The 13,471-nt window shown below is 39.5% G+C and carries 7 protein-coding genes, 2 tRNA genes and 2 rRNA genes; 9 read left to right on the plus strand and 2 right to left on the minus strand.

The window, feature by feature from the left end:
* Positions 1-251 precede the first annotated feature (251 nt).
* Positions 252-1,118 (plus strand): universal stress protein, encoded by an 867-nt coding sequence (locus KFE69_01245; protein UTW42802.1) that lies wholly within the window; start codon positions 252-254, stop codon positions 1,116-1,118.
* A 17-nt stretch (positions 1,119-1,135) separates the two neighbouring features.
* Here the strand turns inward: KFE69_01245 and KFE69_01250 are convergent, their stop codons facing one another.
* Positions 1,136-2,347, minus strand: coding sequence for a hypothetical protein (locus tag KFE69_01250; GenBank protein UTW42803.1), 1,212 nt, complete (start codon positions 2,345-2,347; stop codon positions 1,136-1,138).
* A gap of 140 nt (positions 2,348-2,487) precedes the next feature.
* A complete protein-coding gene (locus KFE69_01255) occupies positions 2,488-3,948 on the minus strand; it encodes a leucyl aminopeptidase family protein (protein ID UTW42804.1) in 1,461 nt (486 codons plus the stop codon).
* A gap of 95 nt (positions 3,949-4,043) precedes the next feature.
* Here KFE69_01255 and KFE69_01260 point away from each other — a divergent pair, with 95 nt between their 5' ends.
* The 8 genes from KFE69_01260 to KFE69_01295 all read left to right on the plus strand — a co-directional run bounded on the left by KFE69_01260 (position 4,044) and on the right by KFE69_01295 (position 13,430).
* Complete coding sequence (locus tag KFE69_01260) at positions 4,044-4,646, plus strand: short chain dehydrogenase (protein ID UTW42805.1); 603 nt, start codon at positions 4,044-4,046, stop codon at positions 4,644-4,646.
* A 101-nt stretch (positions 4,647-4,747) separates the two neighbouring features.
* A complete protein-coding gene (locus KFE69_01265; protein ID UTW42806.1) occupies positions 4,748-5,662 on the plus strand; it encodes a lysophospholipid acyltransferase family protein in 915 nt (304 codons plus the stop codon).
* 95 nt (positions 5,663-5,757) lie between these two features.
* Positions 5,758-6,798, plus strand: a complete 1,041-nt coding sequence (locus KFE69_01270; protein UTW42807.1) for a uroporphyrinogen decarboxylase — start codon at positions 5,758-5,760, stop codon at positions 6,796-6,798.
* A 92-nt stretch (positions 6,799-6,890) separates the two neighbouring features.
* Complete coding sequence (locus KFE69_01275; GenBank protein UTW42808.1) at positions 6,891-8,603, plus strand: NAD-dependent malic enzyme; 1,713 nt, start codon at positions 6,891-6,893, stop codon at positions 8,601-8,603.
* Positions 8,604-8,724: 121 nt separating this feature from the next.
* Positions 8,725-10,267: ribosomal RNA gene (locus tag KFE69_01280) — 16S ribosomal RNA — on the plus strand.
* Positions 10,268-10,333: 66 nt separating this feature from the next.
* Positions 10,334-10,410 (plus strand) — tRNA-Ile (locus KFE69_01285).
* 1 nt (position 10,411) lies between these two features.
* A tRNA-Ala gene (locus KFE69_01290) sits at positions 10,412-10,487 on the plus strand.
* A gap of 51 nt (positions 10,488-10,538) precedes the next feature.
* Positions 10,539-13,430, plus strand: a 23S ribosomal RNA gene (locus tag KFE69_01295).
* The 16S and 23S rRNA genes sit together here with 2 tRNA genes alongside, the layout of an rRNA operon.
* The last annotated feature ends 41 nt before the right edge of the window (positions 13,431-13,471 follow it).

Here is a 13,471-nt window from a genome sequence, read left to right on the forward strand (position 1 = left end):
CTTAAGTATTAAATTTTGTAGCGATATTTTACCCCTAAATAAAGTTTTTATAAAATTGTGTGGCTTAACAATAGGTTAATTCATTAAATGATCTAAAAAGCTTAAGATACTTTGCTTGTCAAGAGTGAGAGATTTCTTCTATGATTACAGATAAGTTTAAAGTAAAATTATGTTTATTTACTTTATTCAGTTACCTATGGGATAGTTTGTTTAGTTATAAATTTAATGGTTTACATTCAAGGGAGTATTCAATGGAATATAGAAATATCTTAGTGGCGATAAATGTCTATGAGGATTACCATCATGTACTTAACTCAGCAGAGTTAGTAGCTAAAAAATTTGACGCAAGTTTAACTTTATTAATGGTATTGGATAGTCCTTTTGAGCTAATTCCAATGTCAGCAGAATATCAAAAGGAGCTAGAAAAAGAAGCAATTGATACGCTTAAACAAGCAGCTAGTAGAATGGCATTGCGTCAAGTTGATACAGTGACAGAAATTGGTAATCCGTCACTGGTTATTAGTGATTATGCAAAAGAAAAAGGGTGTGATTTAATTATTTTAGGTTCACATGGTAAGCATGGTATTAATTTATTATTAGGCTCAACCTCAAATAGTGTTTTACATAGAGCGCCTTGTGATGTATTAACCATTCGAGTGACAGAGCATCAACCATCGATTCCATCTGATTACCGTAGCATATTAATTGCAACTGATTTTGAAAAAGACAGCCTTGTTTTAGTTGATAGAGCACAATCATTTGCACGTTATTATCAATCGTCATTAAATGCAATTACAGTTCAAGGAGATCCAACAGTTGCAGTAAGTACTTATGGTATTATTCCTGATGTACATCATGATTTAATGAAAGAAGCAGAAGCACGCTTAAGTAATTGGGTGAGAGATAATCAAATTCATGGTAAGTATAAATGTGTTATGGGTGAGGCGCCATTTGAAATTACCCATTATGCCCATGAAGAAAATATTGATTTAATAGTTGTTGGTAGCCATAAAAAAAGCGCAATTGGCCGTTTCTTCTTAGGCTCAACGGCAAATGCGATATTACATCAATCGAAAAAGGATGTACTTGTGGTACGTTTAACTGAAGATCATGTTTAAGATGACTTCTTAAAAACTTAATCAATACACTCTATAGTTGATGGACCTTTATGATTCAGAGTATCTTTACTTTCTATTGCGCATTGTTGATTTGAAAATAAAGTAGGTGGTATTGTTGTCATATGGTTACTGGGTAATGCAAAGCCTTGTGACTGATCAGTTGCTATGTACATTGACTGCTCTAGTGCTTCTTGTAGTGACTCCTGAACCTGTTCTTTAGAAATATACTCTGGCGTATTGTCTTGTAGATTCTCAGGGGGGTTGTGAACCAGTTGTCGTTTCTTGTTGGATTTCTCTTGAGGTAAAATAGCATCATTTAACTCGTTAATATTTAGCATACTTGTGTCAAAATCTACTTTAACTTCTTTACCATTAGCATCTAATTGATAGATTTCACACTCTGGATTAAGCTTAATTAGCATTGCAACTAAACTAATGCAATGTGCTAACCCAACGATATATAGATTATTATTTTGACCTATAGCATTTAAACTTTCATGCATAGTTGCTAGCCATAATAAATTGCGTCCTTGAATATCATCAGAATCAATATTTTTTTGATAAAATTCTTTGTATATATTTGCCTGGAGACGCTCGTCGCCTTTATTGTAGATTTGAGATAATATGTTTCCATCAATATATTGTCTTTCAGATATAACAGAGTTAGCGCTAGATGCGCTTTGGACTGCTAAACGCTTTTCATCAGACTCAAGTGCATATGCATTGTTATAATTTTTTTCGGATTTTAGCGCTATCAGTGTATAAGAGTGATCTGGTGCTAAGGTGCATATTTGATTTGTGCGTTCATAAGTTGGCAGCAATTTTTTTTCAATTTGTAATATGCGTCTTCTTTGTGTTTTATCACCTTTAGAAAATTTCTCTTTACATTCAATTAATTCATTACGTAATTGCATAATTTCATGGTAGTTTGCTTTTGACTGACTGCTATAATCTTGTAAAGCATTTAAAATATTAAAGTTTTGAGATGCTGATGACATTTCATTATAAATACGTTGAAATTCATTTTTATCAAGGTAGTTAAATATAACACCTTTATTTTCTTGATCCAATATACTTGCAGCATGCATAGTTCCCATAATCGTAGCTTTTGAATCACCATGTTTAACTATCCATGTAAGTGTTCCATTTGCTGGTATCTTACTGTTATTTCTTTCTATAAATTCAGCTAAATTATTTAAATGATCTTTTGATATACCTAATTTACCCATTTGCAACCACCATGAAATTTAATTTTTTTATAAATTTTGTTTTATATTATTAAATTTTTTAAATAATGATAGGTTATGATAATTTATTTATTATTATTTTTATTATTTATTGGATATATTTTATATGAAATATAGGTTTGTTAATATTTTAATAGATTATTTAATAATGATAATGTATAAAAAACACCAATGCCTGTAAAATCTGATGGCACACTACCTAATCCGCCTTTATTCATACTTGCTGCTAAATCAAGATGAATCCATTGTTTGACCTTGTCATGATCGACAAAACGGTTTAGAAAACGTGCTGCTAGTATATGATCAGCGCTCGGTGAGACACTGCATTGTAATATATCAGCTACATCCGATTTAATTAGTTGGTCAAAGTCATCTGGGATTGGAAATGGCCAAGCACGTTCACCGGATATAGTCCCTGACTCAATTAATTGTGGTAATTGGTCGACTGCTTTAGTAAATAAAGCCATATAGCGGGTTGAGATTGCACGAACGGCAGCTCCAGTTAAGGTTGCATAATCAATTAAAAGATCAGGTTTTTCTTGTGATGCGAGATGGAGAGTATCAGCTAATGCCATACGACCTTCGGCGTCAGTGTCAGTGATTTCAATGGTTGTACCATTTAAGGCTGTGATGACTTCATTTAAAAGGTAAGCATCTTTATCAATTAAGTTTAAGGTTACAGCAAGAAAGCAGTCTACATTCATTTCTACATCAGCTTCAGTTAATGCCACCAAACTACCTAAAGCAACTGAGCTACCTTGCATATCCTCATGCATATTATACATGTATTGAGATTGTTTAAGGCTGACACCGCCGGTATCAAAGCATATGCCTTTACCAACAAGGGAAACTGATTTTTTTGCATTTGGATGACGATATTTTAAATGGACAATAAATGCTTCATCTGGGCAAGCTCTTGCGACAGCGCAGAAGCTATTAGCCCCCATTTTTTTCAATTCATTATAAGTATAAAATTTACTATCCCATTGGTATCTGTCCGTAAGTTTTTGAATAATAAGCTTATAATCTGATGGTTTAAGATAGTTCGTTGGCGTTGCTGCGAGTACCCTTGCTAAGCTATTACCTAGGTGGCCCGCTTTGGTTTCTTTTAAGTAATCTTTTTTATGTTCGCTAAAGATATCAATACAATTAATATATTTGTGAGATTGTTCTTTTTTGAAATTAGGCATTTGCGTGTTATAGGCTAATACGCATCGCAATGCATTTGCTTCAGAGATACTACATTGACTGTTATTAATAATTGCAATATCGCCTTGAAGTGGTTTAAGACAACCCAAATTATTTTTAAGCCCATCCATAAATTCAAAGGGGTTGTTTTTCTCAACTACAATAAGAAAAGTGCCTTTATCATTAGGTAATTGTGTTACCCAGCTTTTATCTCCTTTTTGATGCTGGTCATTAAAGCGTTTGCTTAAACTCTTAGTCAATGTAAAAGAATCAATTGCAGTTTGGTTTAATTGATCGAGTATTGTGATAATAAGATAAGCATTTTGATATTCACTTAGATTAAATTCAGTATTTGAAATTTTGATATCAGGTAATTGAAAAATTGTTTTTAACATATCGATTAAAGCTATTTTTTGTTACTATGGACATCAAGATTATCATAAATCAAATTCTGTATTCTATACATTTAATTAAAATTGGGGATAAGTATATGAAAGTTATCGTTGTTGGTGGTACGGGGAAAATTGGTAAAGCTGTTGCAAGCGCATTACAAAAAGAACATGAAGTCATTACAGCGGGTTATTCTTCCGGCGATGTTCAAGTAGATATTGGATCAAAAGCATCGATTGAATCCATGTATAAAAAAGTTGGCCAGTTTGATGCAGTCGTTGCAACAGTTGGAAAAGTGAAATTTGCTTCTTTAACTGAGATGACTAGTGAGGATTATGAAATAGGCTTAAATCATAAACTAATGGGCCAAGTCAATTTAGTATTAGAAGGTATCAAGTACATTAATCAAGGTGGTTCATTTACGTTAACCAGTGGTATTTTAAATGTTGAGCCAATCGAAAGTGGTACATCCGCTGCAATGGTAAATAGTGCATTAGAAGGTTTTGCATTGGCAGCTAGTTATGAATTACCGAATAAAAACCGTATTAATGTTGTAAGCCCAACTGTGATTACTGAAGCTTTAGATATTTATGGTGACTTTTTTAAAGGCTATCAGCCGGTTGCAGTTGACCAAGCAGCTTTAGCTTATGTAAAAAGTGTTAATAGTCATCATACAGGGCGTGTTTATCGAGTTGGGTTTTGATAAGTTAATTTGAACTTCCCCAAAAACTTAAGTAAAATTAACAATGATTATAAGCACTCATTTATTTATATAGAGTGTCTAAGATAAACAAGCGATTAATGATGAAATATAAAATAATAAATTTTCTTGTGCCCAAACTAATTCGTTTTTTTTCTTATTTGCCATTGAGCTTTATGCAAGCATTAGGCTGGTTGATTGGTTTTACCTTAAGTTTCTTTCCCAATCAATTAGTGAAAATTGCAGAACGTAATATTGCTTTGTGCTATCCAGAGTTATCCTTATTACAACAACGTAAACTTGTGCGTCAATCGGTGATTCAAGCTGTGATTGCTGGTGCTGAGATGCCTGCGATGTTTATGAAAGACCCAAAAAAACTAATGACCTATATTAAAGAATATGAAAATGATGATTTACTTAACCAAGCTTTTGCTCAAGGTAAGGGCTTGTTATGCCTTGGGCCTCATGTTGGTTGTTGGGAATTAGGTGGGTTATTTTTGGCAGATCGTTTTCCAGTTTTTACCCTTTATACGCCGCCAAAGCAGCAAGTATTAAGTGAAATTATAACTAAAGCGCGCGCTCGTTCAGGTGCTGAGATGGAGCCTGCATCGCAATCAGGTGTCAGACACTTATTTAAAGCATTGAAAGATAAAAAAGCGATTGCGATGTTAACTGATCAAGTGCCTGATCCAGATGACTTTGGTGGACTTTATGCACCGTTTTTTGGCATTGATGCTTGGACGATGAGCTTTCCATCAAAATTATATAGTAAACGTAAGCCGCCAACATTTATTGTTTATGCCATCCGCCGAGGTGTCGGGCGTGGATTTAAATTAATTGTTGAGCCATTTGATGAACATATGAAGCCATTTTTATCTAATAGTCAATGTTCTGATGCGTTTACTTATGCAATGAATAAAGCTTATGAAAAAATTGCTAAAAAATATTCAGCACAATACCAATGGACTTATCGCAGGTTTAAACATCCACCTAAAGGACATCCAGGTTTGTATCTTTAATTAAAATTGATTAAATTTTGTATTTCTGCTACTGTTTTGAAATTATTTTTAACACGATTAACTTAAATACGGCATGATTAAGGTAAATCATTATTATGACGGAATATCGATTAATAAAGGCATTAAAGCGCCAGCCTGTAGATAAAACACCGATATGGATAATGCGTCAAGCTGGACGCTACTTGCCTGAATATCGCAAAGTGCGCTCAAGTGTTAAAGACTTTATGAGTTTGTGTAAGACACCAGATTTAGCTTGTGAAGTGACATTGCAGCCACTAAGAAGATTTGATTTGGATGCAGCAATTTTATTTTCAGATATTTTAACGATACCTGAGGCTATGGGTTTAGATCTTAAGTTTATAGAAGGCCAAGGCCCTGTATTTGCTAATCCAATTCAATCGAAGGCTCAGATAGATAATTTAATGACAGTCAATTTGCTCGATTCATTAAAATATGTTTTTGAGGCAGTAAAATTAATTAAACATGCGCTACCAAATGATAAGCCATTAATAGGCTTTAGTGGTAGTCCATGGACTTTAGCTTGTTATATGATTGAAGGTTCTGGTAGTAAGCAGTTTGCTATTATTAGACGCTTTATGTATGAAAATACTACTTATTTACATCAACTATTGGATAAACTGGCTATTGCAGTTGCTGAATATTTAATAGAGCAAATTCGCCATGGCTGTGATGTAGTAAAGATTTTTGATACTTGGGGCGGTATATTATCTGCAGAGACTTATGCGCAGTTTTCTCTTAATTATATGAAAAAAATTATTAAGCTTGTTAAAAAAGCTTATCCAAATGTACCTGTGATTGTTTTCACAAAAGGTTCGGGTCAATGGTTAGAGCAAATTGTAAATTCGCAAGCAGACGGTATTGGTATTGATTGGCAGACACCAATGAAAAATGCTTATCAGGTTATTAATGAGCGTGCTGCAATTGAAGGTAATTTAGATCCAGCTGTTTTATATGCGGATGAATTAACCATTGAAGTTGAAGTCAAGCGGATACTATCAGAGTATGGGGGCGCACCAGGACATGTATTTAATTTAGGCCATGGTATTTACCCAGATATAGCGCCAGAGAAAGTTCAATTTTTAGTCGATTGTGTGCATCAGTTAAGTAGCCGATAAAATATCGTGTATACTAGTTATTAGTATACGCCATCATAAGCAAAACTATTTTATTAATAGAGAATCAATAAAAATTAATAGGTAATATAAATATGACTAAGCGATTTGTATTTAAGCGCAATTTAGAAACAGGTGAAATGTGGGTTGAAACAGATTTAACAGGAAAAAGTTTATTAACCTTAGCTTCATTAAACAAAGGTACGGCATTTAGTGAGAGCGAACGTTGGGAATTTAATTTAAAAGGTAAATTACCTTATCAAGTAGAGTCAATTGAAGAACAAAAGGCAAGAGCCTACCAACAATTTTGTGGCTTTACAACCAATTTGGATAAGCATATTTATCTAAAAAGCTTGCATGACCAAAATGAAACTTTATTCTATCGTTTAGTTCGAGATCACTTAGGCGAGATGTTGCCAATTATTTATACGCCAACAGTGGGTGAAGCTGTTCAGCGTTACAGTCAGACTTATCGACGTCCACGAGGACTCTATATTGCTTACCCGGATCGACATAAGATTCGTGATCTATTAAAAAATAGAACCAATGCTGATGTTGATATTATTGTTGCATCAGATGCTGAAGGTGTTTTAGGTATTGGTGATCAAGGCGTTGGTGGAATTGAAATCCCTGTTGCAAAATTGATGGTTTATACACTTTGTGCAGGATTAAATCCAGGGCGATATTTACCCATTTTCTTAGATGCTGGGACTAATAATCAAGCGTTATTAGAAGACCCATTATATTTGGGCTGGCGCCATAAACGCGTCTGTGGTGAAGCTTATGATGAAATGGTGGCGCTTTTTGTTGAAGCAGTAAAAGAAGAGATGCCCAATACATTTTTACATTGGGAAGACTTTGGTAGAGATAATGCTAGAAAAAACCTTGAACTCTATCAAGATGAAATTTGTAGTTTTAATGATGATATGCAAGGTACCGCAGCAGTTGCAATCTCAGCGCTATTAAGTGCTTCGAAAAAAGCAAACATTGATTTTACCGATCAGAGAATTGTTATTTTTGGTGCTGGTACGGCAGGGATTGGTATTGCTGATGAAATTGTAGAAGTGATGATGCGTTATGGGTTAACAAAAGAGCAAGCATATCAAAAATTTTGGTGTTTAGATCGCCAAGGCCTAATTACAGAGCAGACTGATAATGTCGATTTTCAAATGCCTTATTGCCGTAGCACAGATGAGGTAGCATTATTTAAACGCAGTGCAGATGGCAAAATTTTATTAGAAGAAGTTGTAGAGCAAGTAAAGCCAACAACCTTAATTGGCTGCTCAGGTGTGCCAGGGGCATTCAGTGAAAAAACCATTCGCTTAATGGCTGAGTATAATAAAGCACCGATTATTATACCGCTGTCAAACCCAACTGATCGCTGTGAGGCATTACCTCAAGATATTATACGTATTACAGAAGGGCGAGCCTTAATTGCAACAGGAAGCCCATTTAAACCTGTCGGTTATAAAGGTGTGATCTATCGTATTGCTCAATGTAACAATGCATTGGTATTTCCTGGGATTGGCTTAGGTGTTGTTGCATTAAAGTGTAAGCGGCTAACTCAAGAGATGCTATGGGCTGCTTGTAAAGCCCTTGCAAATTACCCCATACAAGACTCTGCAATCTTGCCAAGTTTGAATGAGGCTTATACGGTTAGTCGTCAAGTTGCATTTGCCGTAGGTCATCAGGCTATCACAGATAAAGTAACTTCATTTGAGGCTGGAAGTGACATTTGGCATTTGATAAATAATGCTACTTGGGAGCCAAAATATTATTCTTACAAAAAAGTTAACAAAATTAGTTGACAAAGCCTACAGAATCGGTAGAATTCACCCTTGTCGCCTGAGAGTGGTCAGCGGCAAAGATGGTTAAAAAATAGATTGATATGTAGACACTTACGTTCTTGTCAATAAATTACAGAGATACAAACTGAAGAGTTTGATCCTGGCTCAGATTGAACGCTGGTGGCATGCTTAACACATGCAAGTCGCACGGCAGCATGATCTAGCTTGCTAGATTGATGGCGAGTGGCGGACGGGTGAGTAACGCGTAGGAATCTGTCTTAAAGTTGGGGATAACACGGGGAAACTCGTGCTAATACCGCATAAAGTTTACGAACCAAAGCTGGGGACCTTCGGGCCTGGCGCTTTGAGATGAGCCTGCGTTGGATTAGCTAGTTGGTGAGGTAAGGGCTCACCAAGGCTGCGATCCATAGCTGTTCTGAGAGGAAGATCAGCCACACTGGGACTGAGACACGGCCCAGACTCCTACGGGAGGCAGCAGTGGGGAATATTGGACAATGGGGGCAACCCTGATCCAGCAATGCCACGTGTGTGAAGAAGGCCTTAGGGTTGTAAAGCACTTTCAGGAAGGAGGAAAGGTATTAGATTAAGAGTTAAATACTGTGACGTTACTTTCAGAAGAAGCACCGGCAAACTCCGTGCCAGCAGCCGCGGTAATACGGAGGGTGCGAGCGTTAATCGGACTTACTGGGCGTAAAGGGTCCGTAGGCGGATAAATAAGTCAGATGTAAAAGTCCAGGGCTCAACCTTGGGATGTCATTTGAAACTGTGTATCTAGAGTATAGGAGAGGAAAGGGGAATTTCTGGTGTAGCGGTGAAATGCGTAGATATCAGAAGGAACACCAATGGCGAAGGCAACTTTCTGGCCGAATACTGACGCTGAGGGACGAAAGCATGGTTAGCGAACAGGATTAGATACCCTGGTAGTCCATGCTGTAAACGATGAGTACTAGCTGTAGGAATCGGTGTTAAGGTTCTTGTGGCGTAGCTAACGCGCTAAGTACTCCGCCTGGGGATTACGGCCGCAAGGCTAAAACTCAAAGGAATTGACGGGGACCCGCACAAGCGGTGGAGCATGTGGTTTAATTCGATGCAACGCGAAGAACCTTACCTACCCTTGACATACTGAGAACGATTTAGAGATAGATCGGTGCCTTCGGGAATTCAGATACAGGTGCTGCATGGCTGTCGTCAGCTCGTGTCGTGAGATGTTGGGTTAAGTCCCGCAACGAGCGCAACCCTTATTTATAGTTGCCATCATTGAGTTGGGCACTCTATAGAGACTGCCGTGGTTAACACGGAGGAAGGTGGGGACGACGTCAAGTCATCATGGCCCTTACGGGTAGGGCTACACACGTGCTACAATGGGCATTACAGAGGGAAGCGAAGAGGCGACTTGGAGCGAAACTCACAAAGGTGTTCGTAGTCCGGATTGTTCTCTGCAACTCGAGAACATGAAGTCGGAATCGCTAGTAATCGCGAATCAGCATGTCGCGGTGAATACGTTCCCGGGTCTTGTACACACCGCCCGTCACACCATGGGAGTGGGTTGCACCAGAAGTGGCTAGTCTAACTATTAGAGGACGGTCACCACGGTGTGATTCATGACTGGGGTGAAGTCGTAACAAGGTAGCCGTAGGGGAACCTGCGGCTGGATCACCTCCTTAAAGGTAAAAATACAAAAGAACGTTAAGTGTTTACATATGAAACTGTTATGTCTTGAAGAAGAATTTGGGTCTGTAGCTCAGCTGGTTAGAGCGCACCCCTGATAAGGGTGAGGTCGGTAGTTCAAGTCTACTCAGACCCACCATGGGGCCATAGCTCAGCTGGGAGAGCGCCTGCTTTGCACGCAGGAGGTCAGGAGTTCGATCCTCCTTGGCTCCACCAAATTATTTCAAGAGTTTAATATTGATCTTTAACAATTTAGTTTACTGATATAGCCAAGGGTAAAAGCGCAAACGGTGGATGCCTAGGCAATTGGAAGCGAAGAAGGACGTGTAAGTCTGCGAAAAGCAACGGGGAGTTGGCAAAAGAGCGTTGATCCGTTGATGTCCGAATGGGGGAACCCATCCACTGTAAGGTGGATATTCTAATCTTTGATTGGAAAGCGAACGCAGGGAACTGAAACATCTAAGTACCTGTAGGAAAAGAAATCAACCGAGATTCTCTTAGTAGCGGCGAGCGAACGGGGATTAGCCTTGTATGATTTATAATTGATGTTAGTGGAATAAGTTGGGAAGCTTAACGATAGAGGGTGATAGTCCCGTACACGAAAGTATTGATTAGGAACTAAGCATACGAATAAGTAGGTCGGAACACGAGAAATTTTGACTGAAGATGGGGGGCCCATCCTCCAAGGCTAAATATGACCAATTGACCGATAGTGAACCAGTACCGTGAGGGAAAGGCGAAAAGAACCCCTTTAAGGGGAGTGAAATAGAACCTGAAACCGTTTGCGTACAAGCAGTCGGAGCATTTTTAAGAAATGTGACGGCGTACCTTTTGTATAATGGGTCAGCGAGTTATTTTCAGTGGCAAGGTTAAGCGAATAGTGAAGCCGAAGGGAAACCGAGTCTTAATAGGGCGTCTAAGTCGCTGGGAATAGACCCGAAACTGTAGCGATCTATCCATGTCCAGGGTGAAGGTTGGGTAACACCACCTGGAGGCCCGAACCCGGTAATGTTGCAAAATTATGGGATGAGATGTGGATAGGAGTGAAAGGCTAAACAAGCACAGAGATAGCTGGTTCTCCCCGAAATCTATTTAGGTAGAGCCTTATAAGTAACTCATCGGGGTAAAGCACTGTATCGGCTAGGGGGATATTCGTATCTTACTGAACCGATGCAAACTCAGAATACGATGAAGTTTAATTATAGGAGACACACGGTGGGTGCTAAGGTCCATCGTGGAGAGGGAAAAAGCCCAGACCGCCAGCTAAGGTCCCCAATTGTTTGCTAAGTGGAAAACGAAGTGTGAAGGCAGAGACATCCAGGAGGTTGGCTTAGAAGCAGCCACCCTTTAAAGAAAGCGTAATAGCTCACTGGTCGAGTCGGCATGCGCGGAAGATTCAACGGGGCTAAAGCAAACAACCGAAGCTGCGGCAGTACTTTAAGTACTGGGTAGGGGAGCGTTCTGTAAGCCGATGAAGGTGTGTTGAGAAGCATGCTGGAGGTATCAGAAGTGCGAATGCTGACATGAGTAACGATAAATAAGTGAGATTCTTATTGGCCGGAAGTCTAAGGTTTCCTACGCAATGTTGATCAACGTAGGGTTAGTCGGCCCCTAAGGAGTAGCCGAAGGGCGAATCCGATGGGAAACGGGTTAATATTCCCGTACTTATTGTGTTAGTGATGTTGTGACGGAGAAAGCTAGATCATCCTGGTGAATGGTTATCCAGGTGAAAGTATGTAGTTTGGCATAGTAGGCAAATCCGCTATGTTATAGACGAGATACGAGACGAAGTAAAACTTAGGTTTTACGAAGTGATTGATGCTCGGCTTCCAGGAAAAGCAGCTAAACTTATAGCACAAGAAACCGTACTGTAAACCGACACAGGTAGACAGGTAGAGAATACTAAGGCGATGAGATAACTCAGGTGAAGGAACTAGGCAAAATGACACCGTAACTTCGGGAGAAGGTGTGCCCACATTATGTGATGAGATTTACTCTCTAAGCAGAAGTGGGTTGCAAATACCAGGTGGCTGCGACTGTTTATTAAAAACACAGCACTCTGCGAACTCGTAAGAGGAAGTATAGGGTGTGACGCCTGCCCGGTGCTGGAAGGTTAATTGAAGGGGTTAACGTAAGTGAAGCTCTGGATCGAAGCCCCAGTAAACGGCGGCCGTAACTATAACGGTCCTAAGGTAGCGAAATTCCTTGTCGGGTAAGTTCCGACCTGCACGAATGGCGTAACGATGGCCACACTGTCTCCACCTGAGACTCAGTGAAATTGAAATCGCAGTGAAGATGCTGCGTACCCGCGGTTAGACGGAAAGACCCCGTGAACCTTTACTACAGCTTTGCACTGGACTTTGACCCTATCTGTGTAGGATAGGTGGGAGGCTTAGAAGTATAGGCGCTAGCTTATATGGAGCCAACCTTGAAATACCACCCTGGTATGGTTGAAGTTCTAACTTAGGTAGAAATACCAAGGACAGTGTATGGTGGGTAGTTTGACTGGGGCGGTCTCCTCCTAAAGAGTAACGGAGGAGTACGAAGGTGCACTCGGTATGGTCGGAAATCATACCAAGAGTATAAAGGCATAAGTGCGCTTGACTGCGAGAGTGACGGCTCGAGCAGGTACGAAAGTAGGTCTTAGTGATCCGGTGGTTCTGTATGGAAGGGCCATCGCTCAACGGATAAAAGGTACTCCGGGGATAACAGGCTGATACCGCCCAAGAGTTCATATCGACGGCGGTGTTTGGCACCTCGATGTCGGCTCATCACATCCTGGGGCTGAAGCAGGTCCCAAGGGTATGGCTGTTCGCCATTTAAAGTGGTACGCGAGCTGGGTTTAGAACGTCGTGAGACAGTTCGGTCCCTATCTGCCGTGGGCGTCGGATGTTTGAGAGGATCTGCTCCTAGTACGAGAGGACCGGAGTGGACGTACCTCTGGTGTTTGGGTTGTGTCGCCAGATGCATTGCCCAGTAGCTATGTACGGAAGGGATAACCGCTGAAAGCATCTAAGCGGGAAGCCTCCCTCAAGATAAGACATCCCGGGAATTTATTCCCTTAAGAAACGTTCGAGACTAGGACGTTGATAGGCTGGGTGTGTAAGTGCAGCAATGTATGAAGCTAACCAGTACTAATGATTCGAGTGAATTGGTTATATCAGTAGACTAGATTGTTAAGGGTCAAACCTAAAAAGTTT

The sequence above is a fragment of the bacterium SCSIO 12844 genome (genome assembly GCA_024397935.1).
Lineage (GTDB): Bacteria > Pseudomonadota > Gammaproteobacteria > Francisellales > Francisellaceae > M0027.